At 37.6% G+C, this 25,411-nt stretch carries 21 protein-coding genes; 3 read left to right on the forward strand and 18 right to left on the reverse strand.

Going from position 1 to position 25,411, the window contains the following annotated elements:
- Positions 1-232: 232 nt before the first annotated feature.
- The 13 genes from lysS to pth form a co-directional block, all read right to left on the reverse strand.
- Positions 233-1,723, reverse strand: a complete 1,491-nt coding sequence (gene lysS / locus D1B17_RS10290) for a lysine--tRNA ligase (RefSeq protein WP_120144179.1) — start codon at positions 1,721-1,723, stop codon at positions 233-235.
- Positions 1,724-1,798: 75 nt separating this feature from the next.
- The gene (gene dusB, locus D1B17_RS10295) at positions 1,799-2,803 is read right to left on the reverse strand and encodes a tRNA dihydrouridine synthase DusB (RefSeq protein ID WP_120141819.1); all 1,005 of its coding nucleotides are present in this window, start codon (positions 2,801-2,803) and stop codon (positions 1,799-1,801) included.
- A 351-nt stretch (positions 2,804-3,154) separates the two neighbouring features.
- Positions 3,155-4,036, reverse strand: coding sequence for an Hsp33 family molecular chaperone HslO (gene hslO / locus D1B17_RS10300; RefSeq protein ID WP_120141818.1), 882 nt, complete (start codon positions 4,034-4,036; stop codon positions 3,155-3,157).
- A 60-nt stretch (positions 4,037-4,096) separates the two neighbouring features.
- Positions 4,097-6,274, reverse strand: a complete 2,178-nt coding sequence (gene ftsH, locus D1B17_RS10305) for an ATP-dependent zinc metalloprotease FtsH (protein WP_120141817.1) — start codon at positions 6,272-6,274, stop codon at positions 4,097-4,099.
- An 82-nt stretch (positions 6,275-6,356) separates the two neighbouring features.
- Entirely contained in the window at positions 6,357-6,902 is a 546-nt protein-coding gene (hpt, locus tag D1B17_RS10310) for a hypoxanthine phosphoribosyltransferase (RefSeq protein WP_120141816.1), read from the reverse strand.
- Entirely contained in the window at positions 6,899-8,230 is a 1,332-nt protein-coding gene (tilS, locus tag D1B17_RS10315; RefSeq protein ID WP_120141815.1) for a tRNA lysidine(34) synthetase TilS, read from the reverse strand. The genes hpt and tilS overlap by 4 nt, the downstream gene beginning before the upstream one ends.
- Before the next feature lie 58 nt (positions 8,231-8,288).
- On the reverse strand, positions 8,289-8,705 hold the full coding sequence (locus D1B17_RS10320; RefSeq protein ID WP_120141814.1) for a S1 domain-containing RNA-binding protein: 417 nt from the start codon (positions 8,703-8,705) through the stop codon (positions 8,289-8,291).
- A gap of 23 nt (positions 8,706-8,728) precedes the next feature.
- Positions 8,729-9,121, reverse strand: a complete 393-nt coding sequence (locus tag D1B17_RS10325; protein ID WP_120141813.1) for an FtsB family cell division protein — start codon at positions 9,119-9,121, stop codon at positions 8,729-8,731.
- Positions 9,122-9,765: 644 nt separating this feature from the next.
- Complete coding sequence (locus tag D1B17_RS10330; RefSeq protein WP_120141812.1) at positions 9,766-10,005, reverse strand: RNA-binding S4 domain-containing protein; 240 nt, start codon at positions 10,003-10,005, stop codon at positions 9,766-9,768.
- A gap of 2 nt (positions 10,006-10,007) precedes the next feature.
- On the reverse strand, positions 10,008-10,685 hold the full coding sequence (locus tag D1B17_RS10335) for an MATE family efflux transporter (protein WP_120141811.1): 678 nt from the start codon (positions 10,683-10,685) through the stop codon (positions 10,008-10,010).
- A gap of 35 nt (positions 10,686-10,720) precedes the next feature.
- Positions 10,721-11,572 (reverse strand): oligosaccharide flippase family protein, encoded by an 852-nt coding sequence (locus D1B17_RS10340; RefSeq protein ID WP_120141810.1) that lies wholly within the window; start codon positions 11,570-11,572, stop codon positions 10,721-10,723.
- Position 11,573: 1 nt separating this feature from the next.
- A complete protein-coding gene (gene mfd / locus D1B17_RS10345; protein ID WP_120141809.1) occupies positions 11,574-15,098 on the reverse strand; it encodes a transcription-repair coupling factor in 3,525 nt (1,174 codons plus the stop codon).
- A gap of 18 nt (positions 15,099-15,116) precedes the next feature.
- Entirely contained in the window at positions 15,117-15,674 is a 558-nt protein-coding gene (pth, locus tag D1B17_RS10350) for an aminoacyl-tRNA hydrolase (protein WP_120141808.1), read from the reverse strand.
- Between the two features lie 531 nt (positions 15,675-16,205).
- Between pth and D1B17_RS10355 the strand changes: the two genes are divergently transcribed.
- Both D1B17_RS10355 and cbpA read left to right on the forward strand, forming a co-directional pair.
- Positions 16,206-17,189 carry an L-lactate dehydrogenase gene (locus D1B17_RS10355; protein WP_120141807.1) on the forward strand — a complete coding sequence of 328 codons (984 nt, stop codon included), beginning with the start codon at positions 16,206-16,208 and terminating at the stop codon, positions 17,187-17,189.
- Between the two features lie 114 nt (positions 17,190-17,303).
- Complete coding sequence (cbpA, locus tag D1B17_RS10360) at positions 17,304-17,966, forward strand: cyclic di-AMP binding protein CbpA (RefSeq protein ID WP_120141806.1); 663 nt, start codon at positions 17,304-17,306, stop codon at positions 17,964-17,966.
- Positions 17,967-18,560: 594 nt separating this feature from the next.
- Here cbpA and alr read toward each other — a convergent pair.
- From alr to D1B17_RS10380, 4 genes are all read right to left on the reverse strand, one after another.
- Positions 18,561-19,673 carry an alanine racemase gene (gene alr / locus D1B17_RS10365; protein WP_120141805.1) on the reverse strand — a complete coding sequence of 371 codons (1,113 nt, stop codon included), beginning with the start codon at positions 19,671-19,673 and terminating at the stop codon, positions 18,561-18,563.
- Between the two features lie 4 nt (positions 19,674-19,677).
- Complete coding sequence (gene acpS, locus D1B17_RS10370; protein WP_120141804.1) at positions 19,678-20,034, reverse strand: holo-ACP synthase; 357 nt, start codon at positions 20,032-20,034, stop codon at positions 19,678-19,680.
- Positions 20,035-20,805: 771 nt separating this feature from the next.
- Entirely contained in the window at positions 20,806-22,338 is a 1,533-nt protein-coding gene (cshA, locus tag D1B17_RS10375) for a degradosome RNA helicase CshA (protein WP_120141803.1), read from the reverse strand.
- An 83-nt stretch (positions 22,339-22,421) separates the two neighbouring features.
- Positions 22,422-23,786, reverse strand: coding sequence for a UDP-N-acetylmuramoyl-tripeptide--D-alanyl-D-alanine ligase (locus D1B17_RS10380; protein ID WP_120141802.1), 1,365 nt, complete (start codon positions 23,784-23,786; stop codon positions 22,422-22,424).
- Between the two features lie 90 nt (positions 23,787-23,876).
- On the opposite strand from D1B17_RS10380, the gene D1B17_RS10385 reads away from it, so the two are divergent.
- Positions 23,877-25,109: a multidrug efflux MFS transporter gene (locus D1B17_RS10385; RefSeq protein ID WP_120144177.1), complete on the forward strand. Its 1,233-nt coding sequence runs from the start codon at positions 23,877-23,879 to the stop codon at positions 25,107-25,109.
- A gap of 23 nt (positions 25,110-25,132) precedes the next feature.
- Here the strand turns inward: D1B17_RS10385 and D1B17_RS10390 are convergent, their stop codons facing one another.
- Entirely contained in the window at positions 25,133-25,381 is a 249-nt protein-coding gene (locus D1B17_RS10390) for a type B 50S ribosomal protein L31 (RefSeq protein ID WP_120141801.1), read from the reverse strand.
- Positions 25,382-25,411: the final 30 nt, after the last annotated feature.

Raw genomic sequence — 25,411 nt, forward strand, 5'->3', positions numbered from 1 at the left:
TTGGCATCATATCCAGACTTTAAAAGTATATTCGTAACCCTTTAACCCTTAAATAACTATCAAAAAAAACTTAAACAAAACTACTATTGTTTTTAAACATGCAGCATAACCCTGAAACAAGCCCTAGTCTTTCAACTTAAAACAAAAATAGCCCCAGCAATCCAAAATCGGATTACGGAGCTATTTTCATTAATGTTCAAAAGCTGAACGTATTTTGTCCAACTCTTTTTAACTATTCTTCGTTATTTGTATTATCTTCTGGTCTCATTGTTGGGAACAAGATGACATCACGAATTGAAGGTGCATCCGTCAGTAACATAACCAAACGATCAATACCGATACCTAGTCCACCTGTTGGTGGCATACCATATTCCATGGCTTCTACATAATCGTTATCAATATGTTCGGCTTCATCATTACCCTTTTCACGTTCTTCAGCTTGAGCTTCAAAACGTTCCTTTTGGTCAATTGGATCATTCAATTCAGTAAAGGCATTACCGAATTCATGACCTAAGATGTAAACTTCAAAACGATCTGTGAAGTTAGGGTTATCCTTACTCTTCTTAGCCAATGGTGAAACTTCTAGTGGATATTCATAAACGAATGTTGGTTGCTTCAAAGTATCTTCAACAAATTCTTCAAAGAATTCAGCAATAATATGGCCGACGCCCCAGAAGTCTTCGTAATGAACGCCCTTTTCATCAGCTAACTTACGTGCTTGTTCAAGGTCCATATCTTGACTAAAGTCGATACCAGTTTGTTCTTTAATGGCATCAACCATCTTAATACGTTTGAAAGGCTTGCTCAAATCAACTTCTTCGCCTTGATAACTAACAATTTGTGAACCATTAGCTTTATCAGCGGCATGTCTGAACATTCCTTCAACTTCCTTCATAACATCTGTCATATCCCAATAAGCGGCATATGTTTCCAATGAAGTATATTCAGGGTTATGTTGTGGATCCATACCTTCGTTACGGAAAGCACGACCAATTTCATAGACACGTTCAAAACCACCAACAATCAATCTCTTCAAAGGTAGTTCCAAAGCAATACGAAGATACATTGTCATATCCATTGCATTGTGATGTGTAATAAATGGACGAGCACTGGCACCACCCGCTTGAGTATTTAGAACAGGGGTTTCAACTGACATGAAACCTTCACCGTCTAAGTATTCACGAACAGCTGAGATAATCTTAGTACGTTTCTTGAAACGATCAAAACTATCTTGGTTTGCAATCAAATCCAAATATCTTTGACGATAAATTTGTTCAACGTTTGTTAAACCGTGGAATTTATCTGGTAGTGGACGAAGTGACTTAGAAAGCATTGTGATGTGAGTAGCTTTAACAGTCAACTCACCCATATCTGTTTTCATAATTTCACCGTGAATACCTAGGTGATCACCAATATCTGAACGTTTGAAGATGTGATAGTTTTCTTCACCAACAACATCCTTACGAACGTAAATTTGAATCTTGCCACTTCTATCGCGGATATCAGCAAAACCAACTTTACCCTTACCACGTTTTGTCATCATACGACCGGCAATAACAACAGGTAAATCTTGTTCTTCAAGAGTTTCCTTATCTTCATCACCGTACTTATCATGAATTTCTTGTGCTAAAGCTGTCCTTTCAAATCTTGAGCCAAATGGATCTACGCCTTCATCATAAAGTTCTTGAAGTTTTTCACGTCTAACCCGTAATTGGTCATTCATGACTCTCTTTTTCTTTATATCTTCTTTAGTTGGTTGCTTTTTCTTATTTTCGTTACTCAAAATTTTTCCCCCTGTCTACGAAATTTTTGATGATCTCGCTTCTCGTTGTTCGTAACTTTCAACAAATTGATCTAGTGCATCAAAAACTCCCTGCATTGAATCTTCATTCACTACTTTAGCACGAGTTCTGACTGCATGGGGAATCCCCTTTAGATAATATGCTGCCTGTTGACGAAATTCTGGAACACCAACATGCTCACCTTTTAAGTCTACCAGACGTTGGAGTTGAAGTTTAGCTATATTAATTTTTTCTCTAACACTTGGTTCAGGGAGTATTTCTCCGGTTTCCAAATAATGATTCATTTCATTCAAACGCCAAAGATTTCCGAGTACAGCCCGACCAACCATAACGGCGTCAGCCCCAACTTCTTCAATCATATTTTTGGCATCTTGAGGTGTCACAACATCACCATTACCAATAAATGGAATTGTCAATTGTTGCGCTACTTCATGTAAGAGATTCCAGTCGGAATGCCCAGTATACATCTGTGCTTTAGTACGTCCATGCATCGCCACGGCTGAAGCTCCGGCCTCTTGAGCTGCCAAAGCATTTTCAACTGCTAAAATATGATCACTGTCCCAGCCAGTTCGCATTTTAACCGTTACCGGCTTATCGACCGATTGACTGACAGTTTTTACCATTTGATAAAGCTTATCAGGGTCACTCAACCAACTAGAACCAGCTCCAATTTTAGTAACTTTTTTCACTGGACAGCCCATATTAATATCAATAATATCGGCACTAGTCTTTTCAGCAACATATTGAGCGGCATTAACTAATGATTCAGTGGTACCACCAAAAATTTGGATACTGACCGGATGCTCCTTAGGATCAACAAACATCATACCCAAAGTTTTCAAATTACGATACTTAATACCTTGGTCACTGATCATTTCACAGACAACCAATCCAGCTCCAAATTCCCTAGCAGTCACTCGAAAAGATGAATTGGTAATACCTGCCATAGGTGCAACAACAATCTGATTAGGGATTGTAACGTTACCTATCTTCCATTCCATGTTTTTACCTCTTATGTTTAAAGATTAAAAGTTAAATATCCGAGATTTTATGGTATGCCGCCTCAGGGAACAAGAAATCCTTCAAAAATACCAAACATCTTAGTAATAAATTAGTCGGAAGAACTGAGAGTATTCTCCAGCTGTGAAAGTGGCGTTAGGACTTTAGTCCTTACACCACCGGGCGTGTCGTGTTTGGAGACTCGCTGAACTTTCAAGGCTTCAAACCGAGACCTGATACCTTGGCTCAGGTCGGTCCGCACAGCAGGTGAATACTCTCAGTTCTGGAGACGGCATCCTTTAATCTTACAACTCGTAATAATAACAAATATGTTATTCACATGGCAAATATGATTAATCTTTTTGAGCCACAATATCCTTCAATTCTGTTTCATCAAATTCATATTTAGTTCCACAGAACTTGCAGACAGCCTCTGCACCATGATTTTCTTTAATCATTGCTTGTAACTCAGCTCGTGAAAGTGTTGCTAAAGCTTTGGAGAATCTTTCCTTTGAACAGTCACATTTAAATTGCACCGGCATATCTTGAAGGTACTTCATTTCAATACCATTCATGATTTTTTCCATTACATCTTGATTGCTCAAGCCTTCTTTTAACAAAGTGGATAAGTTAGGAATAACTTTCAAATTAGCTTCAATTTTATTAATATCGTCGTCAGTTGCACCTGGTAAAGTTTGAATCAAAAATCCACCAGCAGCACCAACTGTCTCATTGGGGTTAACAAAGACTGAAACACCGATAGCTGAAGGAATTTGTTCTGATTTAGCCATATAATATGCAAAATCCATCCCAATTTCACCAGAAACTAATGGCACTGACCCAGTGAATGGTTCTTTAAGGTGAAGGTCCTTAGTGATACTCAATGTACCCTTAGTCCCAACGGCCGCTTTGACATCAATATGTCCATCTTCACGTGCCTTCAAAGCAACATGGGGATTAGCAATATATCCCTTAACGTCACCTTTAGCATTAGCATCGACTACGATAGCACCAACTGGTCCATCACCTTGAACTCTAGTTGTCAAAACCTCATCTTCTTTCAAAGTCGAAGTTGCAACTAGCATTGAGCCAATCATCGTTCTACCTAATGCGGCACTCGAATTTCTCCATGTATCATGTCTTTTTTGTGTTTCTTGGATTGTCTCAGTCGCATTAACTACATACGCTCTAAACTTTCCATCCTTTGAAACAGCTTTTGTTAGTGTATCGGTCATATTTGTTTCCTCCGTTCAAAAAAGCGACTCTCACGAGTCGCTTTTTCAGATTGATTATCATTATTGATTATCATTATTATTGTCATTTGAATCATCAGAATTATTATCTGCAGGTTTATCAGTATCTGACTTCTTATCATCAGCTGGTTTATCTGCATTTTCTGAAGGGAAGGTCGTTTCGTCAGTAATATCTTCTGACTTAGTTGGCTCCTCTTTGCTTGATTCTTCAGACTTTTGCTTTGCAGCATCTTTGGCTTCAGCAGCCTTCTTAGCTTGTTCAAATGTTGCAGCACTTTCACTTGGGAATTGTTGATTTGCATCATTGGCAGGCATTTCTCCTGTGTTATACAAACTCAAGATTTCCTTTTCATCAAGTGTTTCGTACTTCAATAGAGCTTCCGCGATAATCTTATGTTGTTCACGATGTGATTCAAGAATTTCTCGAGCACGTTCATGATCTTCATCAATAATTCGCTTAACTTCTTGATCAATAGCCTTGGCAGTATCTTGTGAATATGTAGGTTCAGCACGATAATTGCCACCACTAAATGGTTGACCATTCTTTTCAAGTTGAACAGTACCAAGACGGTCTGTCATACCATATTCAGTAACCATTGTACGAGCAATTTGAGTTGCTTGTTCAAAGTCATTTGAAGCACCTGATGAAGGTTGACCGACAATAATTTCTTCGGCTGTACGACCACCAAGTAATCCAGTAATTTGTTCGTTCAATTCCTTCTTAGTAGCAAGGTTTTGATCGTCTTTAGGAAGCATGATGGCATAACCGCCGGCACGTCCACGGGGAACGATAGTAACCTTTCTAACAACACGAGAATCACTCAATACTAAACCAATCAAAGCATGTCCTGCTTCGTGGTAAGCAACAGTGTGACGTTCTTGTTCAGGAATAACACGGTTCTTCTTAGCTGGTCCCGCAATAACACGGTCTTCAGCTTCATCAAGGTCAGTTGGGTCAATCTTTTGCTTACCACGTCTTGCAGCAACAAGTGCAGCTTCGTTAAGTAAGTTTTCAAGGTCAGCACCAGCAAAACCTGGAGTTTGTTGAGCAATAGCTTTCAAATCAACATCATCTGTAAATGGTTTGTTCTTAGCGTGAACTTTAAGAATAGCTTCACGGCCTTTAACGTCAGGACGACCAACAAGAATCTTTCTGTCAAAACGACCTGGACGTAGTAAGGCTGGATCAAGGACATCAGAACGGTTAGTAGCAGCCATAACGATGACACCTTCATTACCTGTAAATCCATCCATCTCAATCAATAATTGGTTAAGAGTTTGTTCACGTTCATCATTACCACCACCGGTACCAGAACCACGTTGACGACCAACAGCATCAATTTCATCAATAAAGATGATTGATGGAGCGTCTTTCTTGGCATTTTCGAACAAATCACGAACACGTGATGCACCAACACCAACGAACATTTCAACGAAGTCTGAACCAGAGATTGAATAGAAAGGAACTTTAGCTTCACCAGCAACAGCCTTAGCTAGTAAAGTTTTACCAGTCCCGGGAGGGCCCTCTAGAAGTACACCAGATGGTATTCTAGCACCCAAGGAAACGAATTTTCTTGGATCTTTTAGAAATTCAACAACTTCAACAAGTTCTTGTTTTTCTTCTTCAGCGCCGGCAACATCAGAAAATCTAACTTTATTTTTCTTTGGATCTTCTGGTTTGACCTTGGATTTACCAAAGTTCATGACACGATTAGCGCCACCACCTTGGCCTCCTCGACCCATCATTGCAAAGATTATAAAGAAGAATAATGCAAATGGAACGACGACAGTTAAAATCAATGAAATCCATTGACCAGACTGTGACTTAGGAGCAGCAGTAGTCTTGACATCCTTAGCCATAGCGGCGTTATTGATTCTCTTTAACGTATCGTTGTTAGGCAAAACAGTTGAACTAAATGAAGTTACTTCACTAGAAGTCGTAGCTTGGTTACGGCTGAACAATGACACAGAACGTGTTGTTTCAGCTTTTTGAGCTTTCTTGTATTCACCAGTTACTTGATAAGCTCCACCAATAGGTTCTAGTTTGAAACTCTTCACTTTGCCTTGCTTCAATTGTGTGATGAATTGGTCTTGGCTTAATGTTTTTGATTGGTCTGAGGATTGACCACCAGCAAACCAACTTGCTGCAAGAACCAAAACAACAAAGAGCAAGATGTAAAACAGGCTATTATTAATTAACCTATTTCGATTATTTTTCATACATTTCCTCCTAATTACTTAGACGTTACATATTGTAACATTGGTGAACAGTAACACAATAATAATTGTAACTCTAACCAAATTATTTTGTACTATATACTGCTCGCTTTAGAACTCCAACATAAGGTAAATTACGATAATGTTCATTATAGTCCATTCCATAGCCAACCACGAACTCATCTGGAATTTGAACACCAACATAGTCAACCTTTACATGTTTGATACGACGAGCTGGTTTGTCTAAAAATGAGACGATTTTTATTGATTTAGCATGACGAGCATCAAAAAGTTCCTTCAAACGATCCAAGGTATAGCCTGTATCAATAATATCTTCCACGATAACAACGTCACGATCACGAATTGAAGTATCAAGGTCTTTAATGATACGAACATCTCCAGTTGTTACAGTATTTTCACCACCATAACTAGACACATCCATAAAATCATATTCCATTTCAATATCAAGTTCCTTTACAAGATCCATCATGAACATTGCTGCTCCACGTAAGATACAAACGAATAGTGGATTTTTACCACGGTATTCTTCGGTTAATTGCTTTCCAAGACGTTGATTAGCTTGTGCTATATCTTCTTTGGAAACTAAAACCTTTTCAATATCTGAATTCATTCTTTTACCTCATCCAAGTTAATTTTGTAATGTTTATTACCTTTTTTTAAATAATCACTCATCTGATAGATTTTTTCAACCCAAACTATCTGATTATCAAATAATAAAACTAAATAATTATCACGTTCATATGCAGGTACTTTTTCATTAATAAATCTCTTGCTTAATTTTTGATGTTTACCATCAGCTAAGAGTAGTCTATCGCCGTCACGTCGGGTTCTCAACGTAATTGTTTTCGGAACATGCTCAACAGACAAAGTGTAATCATCATCATTGGCCGTAATCGTTAGTGTTCTTTTACCAAAGTTAACTGGTTGATTGATGGCGACCCGCACTGCTGGCAAATTTAGCTTCTGAACTTTCTTTACAACAAATTGGTCATAGGTTCGAATAAATCGCCAAGAATCTTCTAAATCGACAGTCGCATTAGCACTGTCAGAACAAATGATGTCAATAATCTGATTGATTTGACGATTACTAATAGAAATATCAAGTTGGCGTTTCGTAAAAAAGTTCCCCCAAAACAAGGTTTGTTCTTCTGCATCTAATTTCAATATCGGTTTTATAAAACCGATAATTTCTTTTGGGCTTTCTTGCAATGACATTGCCGTTTCAATTTGTTCAAATTGTTTTTTCGCCAAATTAACTAATGCCGTAACTTGCTGATCAAAAAAACGAAAGTGGTTCAATAATTGGCCATTTTCCTTTTGCAACTCTGGAAAAATATTATTTCGAAGTCGATTACGTAACGTTATGTTATCAAAATTAGTTTCATCCTGAACATGTTTTATATCATGGATATCCGCATATTCAGCCAGATCGCGCTTGGCAAAATCCAATAACGGACGAACAATCTGACCACTAGCAAATGGACGTTGTTCCTTCAAACTAACAACTTCATACGCATTTCCTGAACGAATCAGCTTCATCAAAATATTTTCGGCCAAATCATTGCCATGGTGGGCTGTTAACAAAGTATCAAATTGACCATCTGACATTATCTTTTTAAAAAATTGATAACGAAACTTACGTGCCGCTGCTTCCATACCAATATCATTATTCGGCTGCTTTTCCCACTTAGTAGTGAAAAATTGATAACCTTTCTTCAAACAATGTTCTTGGACAAAGGCTACTTCCGCCCCACTTTCTGGACGTAAATTATGATCTACATTTACAACTGCCAATTGATCCTTAGGTAATATTTCAGCAACTACATTCAGCAAGACCATTGAATCGACTCCGCCAGAGACAGCAATCAGAACTTTGTGTGCACGATAACGTTTCAAAACTTTTCTCACTGTACCTATAATTCTGTTATCTAGTTCCATTACCTCTACCTCGAATTAAAAAAGGTTGAGACATCGTCCCAACCCCAATATGAATTTATTAGCTCCGGCGTCCACCACGACCGCCACGTTTGCCTTCAGTATTTTTCTTAAGGATACTTAGTCTTTCTTCACTTTCTTTCATGAATCCTGACATCATATCATCGAAACTTTCTGGTTTGCGTTGTTGCGGCTTTCTATCATTACGTTCATGTGAACGATGTGAATGATATTTTGGCTTAGGCTTATCAGATGCTTGCTTAATTGAAAGTGCAATCTTATGGTCCTTTTCACTAAGAACTAAAACTTTAACAGTATCACCAACGCTTAGCACATCATGAATATCTTTGACATAGCCGTCTGCGACTTCACTGATATGCACCATTCCGCTTTGTCCTTCTCCGAGGTCTACAAATGCCCCAAAATTTGTAATTCCAGTTACCTTACCTTCTGTTTTAGCTCCTATTTCGACTGTCATCTAATTAAAAAAAATTCCTTTCCCTATTTTTGAATCGTAGTGGTTTCAACATCGTCAGGTAAATTATAAATTTGTTCGCCCGGCTTGCTATACATATACTTTTCCCGAATATATTTTTCGACATAGTTCGTATCATGAAGTTGTTTCACTTCAAGCTTTAAATCACGCTGCGTTGATTTTTGCTTATCTAACTTTTGCTTACTAACTTCAATCTGTTCCATTGTATTGGCGTAGGTTCTGTGCGCATTAAAGATTTGAACACCAAATACAACCAAAATCAACGCAAAAACAATTCCAATCATGACCATTCTTCTACGATGAACTTTTTTAACGTAGTCGTGATGACCAGGATTAGGAGTCGGTGCTTTTTTTGGTTGTAATACAGAAACATTTGAATTAAGTTTACGTATTTCCATACCGCTACTCCCCTAGAAATGATTACTTTGAGTATAACAAGTTTAAGCCATTATTTGAATGATTAAATTGCTTATTTTAATCTATTTCTAATTTTTATTTGAGAATTTTTTTGATGCCGTCTCCAGAGTGGAGAAAGATTAACTGGCTGTGCGGACCGACTTGAGCCAAAGTCTCAAGTCTCGGTTTGGAGACTCGCAAAATACGCCCGATGGTGTAATGGTTAAAGCCATAACGCCACTTTCACTGCCTGTTAATCTTTCTCAACTCTTCCGACTAGGTTATTTAAATAACTAAACTACTCGTGGTGCTAGTCGATTTTTAACTATGAAATTGAAGTAATTTGCGAGTAATTTTTAAAGTCAAAAGATTCAGAATATATTCCATATCCTACAACTCCAGTCATTGACGGCAAAATAATACTTAAAGTTATTTAATATTGATTCAAAAACAAACAATGAACTAGCCGGAAAGAGCAAGAAATTAGGTCGCTGTGCAGGTGGCGTTAGCACTTTAGTGCTTACAGCACGGGACGACTTTTGAAACTCGCGATTTGTGCGAGGTTCAAAAGCGAGACAAAAGACCTTGGCTTTTGTCGGTCCCCATAGCGACCTAAATTGCTTGCTTTTGGAGGCGGCATATTTAACTAAACTTCCTCGTACATATCCGCAGATTCGTCTTTTTTAGTAGTCTCTTTGATGTTAAGAACGCGAATCTTCATCGTTTTCTCTCCAAAGTGTAATTCTAATACATCCCCTACACCAACTTCACTAGACGATTTGGCTACTCGATCATTGATCAAGGCACGGCCGTTGTCGGCAAATTCTTTTGCTACTGTTCTTCTTTTGATAATGCGACTTACTTTCAAATACTTATCTAATCTCATAATTAATCCTCTATTTTCATAAACTTCGTAATATATTTTCCCATGGGCAAAATTTCCCACTCTGCTTTAGTTAACATATGCCAACGTTTGGAAAGCTTCAAATACACTAACGCCCCCAAAGGGATAGCAATTATATTAACTAAAACGCTATTGGCTCTGGTCATAGCTAAATAGTTATTCAAAAAACTCACAACTACCCTAACAAAAACTGCCATAATCAGGCCTAACTTAATTAAGTTAGATGTAAATTTCTTATCTAATGCTAAAAATTTTCGATCAAACTTATAAATAGTCAAAATTCCAAACATGATGACACACTCACTTAAAACTGTCGCTAAAGCACTGCCAGCAATGCCGTACCTTGGAACTAAGATAACGTTTAAAGCTGCTTTTGCCACCAGAGACATCCCAAACAAAACTAATTTATGAATGTTTTTTTCATCATCACCACTAGTTACTGCTATTAATAAATTAATAAAAGACACAATCAAAATCGACAGCATATAAATACTCAAAGTTCTAGAACCACTGTCATTTTTGAACAGCATCGTATTAATTTGGGGCATCAAGGCAATTATTCCGGCTGTTTCAGCCACTGATAGCCACAAACAAACGCGAACCATCTTTTGAATCATGGTCTTATTTTGTGACACACGATTAGTCTCTTTAAGTTGCGGCATGATAGTAGAAACAAACGACAGGGAAATAACAATTCCTAACTGTAACAGCGGTTGACCACGATCAAAATCCCCTTTTGAATTTCCGCTTGGCCCAAAGACATTCCCGCGTGCAAAAGTAACCGTACAGTTGAGAAAGAATCGATGAACTGATAAAAAATGGTAATCCCTGTAAACACGACGATCAAAACAATTTCTAAGGCTAAACCGTGTTCCAAACGAATTGTTTTATCAGCTTTTTTCGGGTCAGGATCAGTTTGTTTATTTTTCAAAAATGTATAAATTAATATACCAACTGCTAATAATCCACCAATGAACGCTCCAGAATTGGCTAATGTTCCCATTTGATAGACATTTAAAATACCATGTCCAAACATCAAGGCACTAGCAATAATAATCACAATTCGAAAAAATTGTTCCGAAACTTGCGAAATAGCACTTGGTTCCATCACTAAATCACTTTGAAAATAGCCTCTTAAACTAGCTTCAAAGGGAACTAATAAGAATGTCAGTGCCACAACGCGAACTTCTGGATACAAGTTAGGATCACCCATCAAATAGGCTAAATATTTAGCCGAAAACCATAGCCAGCCTGTAATAACCAAAGCTCCGGCCATTAAAATAATGAATGTCTTCTTCAACAAATTATGCTTAGCCGCCATCGTTTGCTGTTGAGCGAAGGTCTTCGATATCACAACTGGCAAGCCTGATAGAGCTAGAACTGAGAAAATACCGTAGATTGGATAAACTTGTTGATAAATAAAATAACCACGATCCCCAACAATATTTTGTAATGGAATCCGATAAATAGCACTCAATAATTCTGAGAACAATGAGGCGATAGTCAGAATCCAGGTCCCCTTAATAGCCCTAGACACTTCTTTTTGCATATTAGTTTTTAATTTTTTCTTTCTTTAAATTGTCGAATCCTGCTGCCATCTTCTTAGCAAACGTTTGAAGTTGCGCAAACCATTCATCTTTTTTGACGCTGCCAGAGTCTAAAGTGATCGTAAATTCACCCTTCTTATCATTAACTTTGGCTTTCATCGTAGTATTTGCTAGAAATTTAAATACTAAATCACCAGTTAAATAATCACTCGCTTTTTTGGAGAACTTAATTGCAATTAAGCCATCTCGCATCACGACACGTTTAACTAATGCTTGGTCAAATGAATCTTTCAATAAGCTGATATCCAAAAGATTTCCAACTTCTTGTGGATAGTCACCAAAACGATCCAACAATTCAGACTTAACTTCTTGATAATTTTCCAAAGAATCAATCTGGCGGATACGTTTGTACATTTCAACCTTTTGACGTTGATCAGTAATGTAGTCCGCTGGCAAATAAGCTTCCAACGCTAAATTGACTTCTGAATTAGTCTTCTCAGCTTTAGTGTGACCACGTTTCTTAGCCACAGCATCATTCAACATTTGTGTATAAAGATCAAATCCAACCGAATCAATGAAACCGTGTTGCTGTTTACCTAACAAGTTACCGGCACCGCGAATGGACAAATCACGCATTGCTATCTTGAAGCCAGAACCCAATTCAGTAAAGTTTTTAATTGCTTCTAGACGTTGTTCACCAACTTCAGTTAAGACCTTATTAGGCTTATACATCAAATAAGCATAGGCAACTCGATTTGAACGACCAACACGACCTCTGATTTGGTACAACTGTGAAAGTCCATACCGGTCGGCATTTTCAACAATTAAAGTATTGGTATTAGGCATATCTACACCAGTTTCAATAATGGTTGTGGTTACTAAAACATCATATTCACCAGCTAAATAATCGGCAATAACACCTTCCATTTGTGTTTCATTCATCCGACCATGGGCCGTAGCAATACGTGCTTCTGGAACGAGTGCCTGCAATTGACCAGCCACTTGATCCATATCTTCAACCCGATTGTGCAAATAAAAGACTTGGCCTCCACGAGCCATTTCCCGCTTGATTGCACCAGCAATGACTTCATAGTTTTGTTCCATAACATATGTTTGAACTGGGTAACGATTGCTTGGAGCTGTTTCGATCAACGACAAATCACGGACACCCAACATCGACATATTCAAAGTTCTTGGAATCGGTGTAGCTGTCAAAGTCAAAACATCAACGTTGGCTTTCAACTGCTTGATTTTTTCCTTGTGCTTAACGCCAAACCGTTGCTCTTCATCAATAATCAATAGACCGATATCGTGAAATTTAACATCTTTTGATAACAAACGATGCGTCCCAACAACGATATCAAGTGAGCCGTCTTCAAGTTGTTCAATCGTTTCTTTACTCTGTTTCCTAGTTTGGAAACGTGACAAGACACCGATATTCACAGGAAATCCTTCAAAACGGTCTTTCATTGTCTCGTAATGTTGTTGTACTAGTAGCGTCGTTGGTGCTAAGAAAATAACTTGTTTACCTGCTTCAACGGCTTTAAAAGCTGCTCTCAAAGCAACTTCAGTTTTACCAAAGCCAACATCCCCAACCAGTAATCGATCCATCGGATGGGGTTTTTCCATATCACGCTTAATTTCATTGACTGAACGTAACTGATCGGGAGTTTCAGGATAAGGAAAGGCATTGTCGAAATCATCTTGCATTTGGTCATCTTTAGGAAAAGCAAAACCTTTTTCAGCCTCACGCTTGGCATACAAGTCAATCAAATCATCCGCAATATCTTCAATATTTGACTGAACTTTACGCTTAGTCTTTTGCCACTCATTACCACCTAATTTATTAATCTTTGGCGACTTGCCTTCAGCTGAAACATACTTTTGGACCATGTCCAACTGAGTTACTGGAATAAATAGGCGACCATCGTCACGATATTCGATCGTAATGTAATCTTGGTGTTTTCCATCAACTTCCATCGTCTGCATACCGATAAATTTACCGATACCATGGTTGACGTGAACAACGTAATCGCCAGGTTTTAATTCGTTATAACTCTTCAAACGTTCCGCATTGGCCAAAGTTTCGTGACGACGTTTCTTAGGTTGCTTATTGAAGAGTTCCTTTTCAGTAATAATGGCTACTTTTTCATCTGGCATTTCAAAGCCAGAACTCAAGCTAGCATTCAAAATCTGTGTCTGACCTTCGACTACTTTATCAGCAGTCGTTAACGTTGCTTTGATACCAAAATCAATCAACGTATCATTGATAGCATTGATTCTTTTTTCGTTACTAATCGCTAAAATAACGGTATAACGCTGTTTTTGCCAACGCTCCACTTCAGATTTCAACAGAGGCATTTGGCTGAAAAACTGTTGCATTGAACGAACTGAGACATTGTGCAATTGATTTAAGCGAATGTGTCCCATTCCTTGTTGAAAAGCTGAAATATAAATTTGAGGATGCTTATCCCCTTTAACTAACTCAATAAAACTTTGACGGATTTTTTGTTCTGGCAAAGCCTTACCAAACTCTAATTGACTAGCTAACCAAGACTGATTTTCTGCAGCACTATCATTTGATTGCTCAACTAAACGGTTATACTCATCAAATAAAATAATATCGTCAGCTGCCAAATAATCTAACAAGCTACTTGGTTGTTCCAAAAGATAGTCTGCAATTCGACCGATATTTTCTGGACGCATACCTTCAGACAATTCTTCAATTGTTTGAGCAAAGTTTACTTCTAAATTATCCTTGATATCTTTATCATCGGTAGCATCAAATTGGCTTTGATAACTCTTTTGAAGTTTTTTTAGACCGGTTGTTACTTGTTCGTCAGTGACGATTCGGTCCTTGGCTGGCAAAATATTAATTTCATCAAGTTCTTCCATACTTCTTTGTGTCTCAGTATCAAAGAACTTAATTTTTTCAACTTGATTTCCAAAAAAATCAATTCGCACAGGGTTATCAACATTAAGTGGATAAATATCGACAATATCCCCACGGATCGCAAAATCCCCGGGTTTAGCAACTAATTTATCCTTAACATATCCCATCTGCACGAATTCTTGATTGAGATTTTCTAAGTCATACTCTTCATTTATTTTAATATCTAATTGTGCTGCTTGAAATAATGCCTTAGCAGACAGTTCATATTCCATACCAGCTATTGAGGTTACTAAGATTCCCGACTGATCACTTGCTAAAAAGCTCAAAGAATCAAGCCGTTGACTCAACTCATCCGGTGAACTCGTAGCTAGTTCCGTCGAAATCGACTCTTCAACTGGAAAGATATGTACTGAATCACTATCTAACAAGTTGAGATCATCATATATTTTATTGGCATGAAAATTTGTATTCTCGACAATCAGGAGCTTTTTCCCTGTTTGTTTCAAAGTTTCCAATGCAAAAAGGGAAATTGTTGATCCCGTTAAACCAGTTAATAAATTTTTAGTATCTGGCTTAACTTGATTAATAAATTCCCCAAGGTTGAGCTTATTTGTAATGAAATTTATTAAATTCAATTTTTGCCCCCTTACGTATTAATTATACTTATTCATTAATTGATCGGCTGACAAACCACTGACCCAGTCTTTGACCATATCACTTGCTTTGTCGATACCTGATAATGCTACTGGCTCTTGATCCTTGGAAAAAGGCGTCAAAACCCAATTAACAACTGTTTGCTTGGCAGGATGCTGTATACCAATTTTGATACGACTAAAATCTTTAGTCCCCACAGCTGAGATTATACTCTTAATCCCATTATGTCCTCCAGCAGAACCCTTTGTTCGTAATCTTACCTTACCAATTGGCATATCCAAGTCATCTTGAATCACCATCAACTCTTCAGGCTTAATTTGATAATATCCCATCAAAAAATTAACTGCCCGACCAGATTCATTCATAAACGTTAATGGCTTGACTAAAAACACTGTTTCGCCATCAACTTTAAATTTACAATATTCAGCTTCAAAATCTTTTTTCATTTGTGTTTGACCGTATTCGTCCATCAACTTATCGATGGTCATAAAGCCCATATTATGCTTTGTACGATCATATTTTTTACCAGGATTTCCTAAGCCAACAATTAGTTTCATATCTTAATACCTCATTTCGAACCTATATTATATCATGTTAGTTTCAGGAAAGGTTGATTAGAAAACTACTACCTTTAGGATTTACTATTTTTCATTTACTTAAACCGATATAAATTGTACGCATCCGATAAAAATAGTTTTATCACAAGCACATTTACACTCATTGTCCGCATATGAAAAATCTAAAAACTAAGGGTTCCAAAATATTTCTTGTAAGAAAACAACAATAACCTAGCCGGAAGTCGCAAGAAAATTAGGTCGCTGTGAAGGTGGCGTTGGTGCTTTAGCACCTACACCACGGGACGAGCTTTGAAACTCGCGTACCTTGCGAGGTTCAAAGTCGAGGTCTGAGACCTTGGCTCAGACCGGTCCCCATAGCGACCTAATTTTCTTGCGACTGGAGGCGGCCCCTGAAAAATCACACGATTTCACGATTTTTTCACTTTTTTCACAATCAACTTGTTAATTACCCTTAATTATTTGTATAATGAACCACGGAACATATTATTTTCGAAGGGATGATATTTTATAATGACAACTCCAACAAATGAAAAGAACCACCAAAAAGTACTTCTAGTTGGTGACGGTGCCGTAGGTTCAACTTTTGCCTACGCAATGACACTTCAAGGTATTGCACAAGAACTAGTTATCTGTGATATCGCTAAAGACAAGATTAAGGGTGACGCAATGGACCTTGCTGATGCACTTCCATTCTCATTCCCTAAGAACATTCACGCCGGTGAATATTCAGATGCTAAGGATGCTGACATCGTTGTTATCACTGCTGGTGCTCCACAAAAACCAGGTGAAACAAGACTTGACCTTGTTAACAAGAACTTGAACATCTTGAAGACAATCGTTGACCCAATCGTTGAATCAGGATTCAATGGTATCTTCTTAGTTGCTGCTAACCCAGTTGATATCTTGACATACGCTACATGGAAACTTTCAGGCTTCCCTAAGGAACGTGTAATTGGTTCAGGTACATCACTTGACTCAGCTAGATTACAAAAATTCGTTGGTGAAGAATTAGATCTTGACCCTCGTTCAGTTAACGGTTACATCATGGGTGAACACGGTGATTCAGAATTCGCTGCATGGTCACACTTGTCAATCGGTGGCGTTACAATGGCTGAATGGATGAAACAACATCCAGAAGTTACAAAAGATACTCTTGACGCTATCTACAAGAAGGTTGTTAACGCAGCTTACGACATTATCAATACTAAGGGTGCTACATTCTACGGTATCGGTACTGCTCTTGCAAGAATCTGCAAGGCTTTGCTAAGCGACGAAAACACTGTTCTTCCATTATCAAACATGATGACTGGTCAATATGGCGTTTCAGACATTTATATCGGTTCACCTGCTATTATCAACCGTAAAGGTCTAAAACAAATCATCGAAGTTCCATTGAACGATGAAGAATCAGCACAAATGAAGAAATCAGCTGCAGAACTTGAAAAAATTCTTAAAGATGGTTTCGAAGCAACAGGTATCAAGGGTCGTCAATAATCCAAAATATCATGCTAAAAAAAGCCGAAGCAAATGAATAATTTGTTTCAGCTTTTTTTTATTCAGAATTACTGTATTATTAATTCAATTATACTTGATTGGATGTGAATATATATGTTAGTTAAATCACTTGTACTGAAAAAGGACAAGCTTACTACAGTTAAAGAAACTGTAACGCTCGAAGAAGCATTAAAAGTGCTTGAAGATTCCGGCTATCGTTGTGTACCAATTCTTGACGAAAGCGGACAAATATTTAGGGGTAACATCTATAAGATGCACATCTACCGTCACAAATCACGTGGTGGCGACATGAGTTTACCAGTAACAACTTTGATGAAAAATGCTACAAAGACAATCAGTGTTGACTCACCTTTCTTCAAAGTATTCTTTAACATTAAGGATTTGCCATACATCGCTGTTCTTGACGAATCAAATCTCTTCTACGGTATTTTGACTCACTCAAGACTTTTGAGCATGTTATCAGATTCATGGAACTTGGACATTAGTAGCTACGTACTAACTGTTAGTTCTTCTGGTGATCGTGGTGATCTTGAAAAGATGTCAAAAATCTTTGCTAAATATGTATCAGTGGCTGCCTGCATGACCTTGGATGCTAAATCAAATGAGGTTGTTCGTCGAACATTGTTCACATTGCCTTCAGGTACAGATATTGAAACTTTGAAAGAAATTATCAAACGTTTGGAAAAGAAGAATTTCATCGTTTCAGAAATTGATGATTTGAAGTCTGGTAAGATTCTCGATAAGAACACTTTGTAATTTGCATTAAATTTGTTTCTAAAAATAAAACTATAAGCATATGATTTCTAAAACAAAACCGTTTCTAAACAAAACCAAAAAACTCCTTACTGACTGCTACGGGTTAGTAAGGAGTTTTTTTTTATCTTCCCCTTCCGACTATTTATATTTCATATTTATTATCAAATTTTTAATTATAGTAACCTGAGAAAAGCCTGATGCAAAAAAAGAAAGTTCACCATTTTAGGGTTCTTTCTCAATTTTGGTTATAGAATAGAAAATAAAAAAGGTTAGGTATCTCTTCTTGGTATAAATCCAGAAAAATATCTAGCCTTTTGCTTACGTTAAATTTCAAATAATATAGCGTTTTTTTATCGAATTAGTTAGTTACATCATATTAAAAATAATAAATGTATTAGTCTCTGGGTGCGAGAAATATTGGCAACAGTGACGGTGGCGTTGGCGCTTTAGCGCCTACACCACGGGACGACTTTTGAAATTCGCGCACTTTGCGAAGTTCAAAAGCGAGATTCGAGACCGCCTTACGGCTCGAATCGGTCCCCATAGCGACCTAATTTTTTTTTGCTCCTGGAGGCGGCGCCCCCAAAAACCTGCTTAATTTTTATAAACTCGTGGCAAACGTTCACTCAATGAACAAAGAATTTCATAATTAATTGTTCCTGCATATTGAGCTGCATCCGTGGCAGTAATTTCTTCATCACCATCTTTACCAAGGATCGTAACTTTAGTTCCCACTGGTAATTCTCCTGGCAAACGCACCATGAATTGATCCATGCAAATCCGACCAACATTTTGACAACGTTGTCCATTGATCAAGACATCAGAACCTTGCATCCGACGTAACCAACCATCTTCATAACCAATTGGCACTGTTCCGATCCACTCATCTTTATCACTGGTATATGTAGCACCATAACCAATGCTTGTTCCAGCCTTTACTTTCTTCACGAAAACAAGTTCTGAATACAAGCTCAAAGCTGGTTCTAATTCATAAGGCAATTTCGTAATATCGGTTTGTGATGGATTCAAGCCGTACAAAGCAATCCCATCTCTGACCATATTAACCGCCAAGTCTTGGTGCCAAAGAGCTGTTGCTGAATTTGCACAATGAACATAAGTAAATTTAGTTGGCAAATCACTTGTCATTTCTTTGAAACGTTTGACCTGTTTTTCAAAATACTTTTCATCAGGGTTATCGGCTGTAGCAAAGTGGGTAAATAATCCTTCAGGAATAAAGGCTTCCTTATGTTCATTCAAAAAGTTGCAAGCTTCAATTAAATCAGCTTTTTCTTGGAAACCAATTCGACCCATTCCGCTGTCGATACCTAAATGAACACGCAAATTAGTTGTTCTTAGTTGAACAGCAATCTTCAGCCAGTCTAAACTGCCCACAGTTAGCGAAATATTGGCACGTGCGGCCACTTTAGCGTATTCGACAGGAACTATACCTAAAACTAAAATAGGAGCGTCTACGCCGTTATTACGAACCTCTAATGCTTCATCTAATGTTGCAACACACAAACCAGCGGCACCAAATTCAATTTCGGCTTTCGCAACACGAACTAATCCGTGACCATATGCATTAGCCTTTACAACTGCAAATACCTTTGTACCAGCTGGTACGGCATCTAGTTCATTTTGAAGATTATGATGTAACTTTCCTAAGTCTACTTCTACATAAGCTGGACGGTGAATTGATGGTAACATCTTTCTATGCCTCCTCTAGAATAACTTCTGTTATTACTAGTTCATCTGTATCTGAGATTGATACGTGAATATTGCCTTTAAAAATATCGGTCTTAATATATGGCTGCCCTGACTCATGGTTTAATACACTCAAATCATGAAAACCGATACCTCTAAGGCCAGTTCCCATAGCTTTCGTGAAAGCCTCTTTGACCGAAAATCTAGCTGTTAAATAAGCAATTTTAGATTTTTCAGTATTCAAAGAGTTAAAAACTTCAATTTCATCAGCATTCAAGATTTTTTCTAAAAACCTTGGATGACGACCGTAAATTTTACGCACACGATCGGTTTCTGCAATATCAATACCTAATCCTTTGATCATATGTACTCTCCGTTTTTATAAATTTTTTAAAACTCACTATCTAAAGTATACTCAATTTTTCTAAATCAAACAGCTGTGGAAAACTTTCTTTTGATTTAAATAATTTATCCACAAGTGACTAGAAATTTGTCTAACTGAATTAATTAATGGTCAGTTTTAAAATATCTTTTATTCTTTAAAAAAGAAATACGTGTTAACTCCGTTATATTAAGCCTAAATAATAGCATTTTGACTTATTTTTGCAAGTTGCTGTGAACTATTCTTATAATCATCCCTGCAATTATCTTACGATATAACAAATTTAAAGTCTGTTATTATGCACAACTTTTTCAAGTTGGGGTAGTTGCCGTCTCTGGCTGCAAGAAATGTTGACGCTGTGGGGACCGACCTGAGCCAAGGTCTCAGGTCTCGATTTTGAACTTCGCAAAAAACGCGAATTTCAAAACTCGTCCCGTGGTGTAGGCGCTGAAGCGCCAACACCACCTGCACTGCAGCCAACATTTCTTGCACCCAGAGACTAATATATTTGTTATTTTTAATCCGATATAATTAATCTAATTCGACAAACAAGTGCCATATTATTTGAAATTGAATATAAACAAAAAAACTACCTTTTATATTTTCAATTCTATAACAAAACTTGAAAAAGAACTTTCGCCTTAAATATGCAGCATATTTTTTCGCTTAAAACAAAAATGGACCCAGTAACCCAAATCGGATTACTAGAGCCATTATTTTAATACTCGATAACTGAGCATTTTTTGTTAATAATTATTTTTCAAGATTTGTTCTGATCTTAAATGACTTTTTGCTACGACCATTACGTCTGTTGTCATGTTCGCGGCGTTTGCCACCTTTATCATCATGGTTACGTCCACCATCACGACGATCATTGCGACGTCTGTTTCCACCGCCACGGTGATCACCACCACGACCATTTCTACGACGACCATGACCTGAACGGCTATGGCTAACTTTTCTTGATGGAAGTGGTCTTTCAGGAGCAATCTTAACAGGAACTGATTCTGCATCCTTAATTGATTCACTCAAGAAAATACGGGCAATATCTTCAGCTGAGTATTCTGAAAGTAATTCTTGAACGGCTGAATCGAAACGATCCAAGTGCTTGTCATGTTCCAAAGTATCCTTGATATCTTGCTTAACAGCTTCAAGTTGACCTTTAAGAACTTCTTTATCAGTTGGTGGAGCCAAAGGTTCCATACGTTTCTTAGTTAGGTTTTCAATAGTACGTAAGTAACCCATTTCGTTTGGTGTAACGAAAGTTACTGACACACCAGAGTGTCCGGCACGACCTGTACGGCCAATACGGTGAACATAACTATCTGGATCTTGTGGAATATCGTAGTTATAAACATGTGATACACCAGAAATATCCAAACCACGAGCAGCAACATCAGTTGCAACTAGGAAGTCTAACTTACCGGCTTTGAACTTACGTAAAACGCTAGTTCTCTTATCTTGTGATAAGTCACCATGAATTCCTTCAGCATTGTAACCACGAGCTTGTAAACCACGTGTTAATTCATCAACACGGCGCTTTGTACGACCGAAAATCAAAGCAAGCTCTGGAGCTTGTACATCGAAAATACGTGTCATTAAATCAAATTTTTCAAATTCCTTGGCTTTAACAAAATATTGTTCGATCTTATCAGCAGTCAATTCCTTTGACTTAATCTTAACAACTTTTGGTTCAGTCATGAACTTGTCAGCAATCTTCATGATTGGCTTAGGCATTGTTGCAGAGAACAACAATGTTTGGTGCTTGTTAGGAACGTTTGACAAGATACTTTCAATATCTTCAACGAATCCCATGTCCAACATTTCGTCGGCTTCATCAAGAACAACGGTCTTAACGTTGTGCAACTTCAAAGTGTGACGGTTGATATGGTCAAGCATACGACCTGGTGTACCGACAATAATTTGAGGATGACTCTTCAAAGCACGGATTTGACGTCTAATGTCAGAACCACCATAAACACTTTGAACTTTAACCTTCTTTTTACTACCTAAACGATATAACTCTTCTTGAGTTTGGATAGCTAATTCTCTAGTTGGTGAGATAATCAATGCTTGAATATCACTTGATTGAGTATCAACGGCATTTAGCAATGGTAAGCCAAAGGCTGCCGTCTTACCTGTACCAGTTTGAGCTTGTCCGATGACGTCATCGCCACTCATAACTAGTGGAATAGTTTGAGCTTGAATAGGTGTAGTTTCTTCAAAACCGGCTTCGTCTACGGCACTCAATAATCTGGGATCTAAATCTAATTCTTTAAATTTCACAAATGTCCTCCATTTTTTAAAACACGATAAATAACAATTTGACTACTTTACCACGTTTTATACACAAACTCAAATGACAACTTCTACATTAATTCATGTAAAACGTTTTCTAAGTGGATTCCATGACTTGCTTTTAACAAGACGGTGTCATTTGGTTTTAATTCTTTTTCTAAATCTTTGGTTAAATCAGTTAGTTGATCTTTTCCATACCAAAGCAAATTTGTGTCATCATACTTAGCGCTTAATTTAGCACGCAAATATTTCATATCTGGACCAACTAAATAAACTTTTTCAAAGTCTGTTGGAGCAATATGGTCTGCCAAAGATTCATGCAATGACTTGGAAGCATCCCCAAGTTCTAACATGTCGCCTAAGACGATCACTTTACGTCCATCCGTGTGGATATCTTTGAGACTGTGCAAAACTTCAATCGCTGCTGTGGGATTAGAGTTATACACATCACTCAAAATATCAGCACCATTTTTGGCTTTAAGCCATTCAGTTCTGTTCTCAGTCACAAACAAATCACGCAAAGCTTGTTGCATTGCAAGTGGTTTAATATGAGACGCTTGACCAACTAATAAAGCTGCCAAGGCATTATTGACGTTATACTCCCCCATCATTGGAATTTCAAACTTAACGTCTGGCCATTGATTGGTTGTAAAACTAGTTGTTGTCTTCTTAGCTTCAATTTCAGTTGCATATAAATTGTTGCTATTGTGACTACCAAAAGTTAATTGATCTTGGTTAACCTTTTTAGCACGTTCCAACAGTAGTGGTTCGTCCCCGTTATAAATGAAAGTACCATCTTCATGCAAGTGATCAGTGATTTCCATTTTGGCATCAGCAATCTTATCTCTTGTTCCAAAGAACTCAATATGTGCTTCACCAATCATAGTAATAACTGAAATATCGGGATTAGCGATACTACTCAAATGATCAATTTGACCAGGACGATCCATGCCCATTTCCACAACTAATACTTCGGTGTTAGTTGGCATGTTCAAAATTGTAAAAGGTACACCAATCTCGTTATTGAAATTTTGTGGTGTTTTAGCAACATTGTTACTTGTGCTCAAAACCTTGGCAATCATATCTTTAGTCGTCGTCTTTCCATTACTACCAGTCACGGCAACAACCTTGGGATTAACTTTATTCAAATAATACTTGGCTAATGTTTCAAAAGCGTTCGAAACATTCTTAACGACAACATAAGGTATCTTGTCATTAGGAATATCATGATCACTTTGCCAAATTGTCGCGCTCACGCCATTTTCTATTGCGCTGTCGATAAATTCATGTCCATCACGTTCCCCTTGTAATGGAAAGAACAAATCGCCTTGTTTGGCCTTACGACTATCGAAGCAAACGCCAGTTATTTCAACGTCCTCGATTGAGTCGCTTTGAATTTTTAATGCAGAGTAGACTTCCCTTAACTTCATTTTCATGAATAAACTTCCTCAATTATAAAAAATTAAATTTGTCAGATATAAACAAAAAAAGAGTATACTAAGATACTTAGAAAGGATTTGATGTATATGACATCTAATACAGATGATACTGCTGAGCCGAATAATTATTGGAAAAGAAATCTAATAGTTCTCTGGTTCAGTACTTTTGTATCTGGTATTGGCTTCAGTATGATAACACCCTTTATGCCATTATACATTAACCAGTTAGGTAATTTCACAAAAAGTCAGCTCGTCATTTGGAACGGGATTGCCTTTTCATCGACCTTCTTGGTCATGGCTATCATCTCTCCAATTTGGGGTAAGATAGCTGATCGTAAAGGCCGTAAGTTGATGCTAATTCGAGCATCTTTAGGTATGGCAATTGTGATTTTCCTACAAGCCTTTGTCACTGCTCCTTGGCAGTTGGTTGTTTTAAGACTCCTTCAAGGTGTCTTTTCTGGGTTCGTTAGTAATTCTAACACCCTAATCGCATCCACAGCTCCAAGATCTGAAAGTGGAAAAGCGTTAGGAACCCTAAATACCGGTGTAATTTCCGGTACCTTGTTGGGACCACTGGTCGGTGGTGTTATCGCTCAATACTTCGGTTATCGAATTCCATTCATGATAACTGGGTCATTACTATTTATAGCTTTTATTCTTGTGACGATTTTTATTAAGGAAGATTTCAAACCTATCCCTAAAGGACAGGAAGAATCAACCAAAGAAATTTTCCACAAGTTGAAAAATCCTAATATGATTTTGGCCATGTTTGTCACAACGATGATTATCCAGACTTCTAACAACTCGATTAACCCGATTATTAGTTTGTACGTCAAACAATTGATGCACGATTCTAGTCAAGTTACTTTAGTTGCTGGTATTGTCGCAGCTATGCCAGGTATTGCTAATATTATTGCCGCACCAAGATTTGGTGCTCTAGGTGACAAGATCGGTACTGGGAAAATCCTAGTCGGTGGTTTAATTTTCGCCATCCTAGTCTATATTCCCCAAGCCTTTGTTACTAATGTTTGGCAATTAGCCGCCTTACGATTCTTAGTCGGAATCTCCGATGCTTGCTTGGTACCTCAAGTACAAACCATTTTAGCCAAATATACTGATCCCAAATATACTGGTCGAATCTTTGGTTATAACCAGTCCTTCCAGTCAGTTGGTAATGTCTGTGGGCCACTACTTGGTTCCTCAATTTCAGGCATCCTTAGCTATTCCGCAGTCTTCTTAAGTACTAGTGTTCTAGCTATGATCAACTTTGTTTGGGTCTTTACACATCTGAAGCCAAAGCATACGAAAGCAAAAAAATAAGCCATCCGAACGGATGACTTTTTTTATTTGTTTGCCAAACCATATTTCTTGTTGAAACGATCGATACGTCCATCTGCTTGAGCAAACTTTTGCTTACCAGTGTAGAAAGGATGTGAATCTGATGAGATTTCAACACGAATCAATGGATATTCTGTACCTTCATAATCAGTTGTTTCTTGTGAGTTCATTGTTGAACCAGCTAAAAACTTCTTACCTGTTGATGAATCCATAAATACAACTTGGCGGTACTCTGGATGAATTCCTTGTTTCATTCTATGTCGCTCCTTTGCCATAAATCCTTG

The organism is Companilactobacillus zhachilii, assembly GCF_003606365.2.
GTDB lineage: Bacteria > Bacillota > Bacilli > Lactobacillales > Lactobacillaceae > Companilactobacillus > Companilactobacillus zhachilii.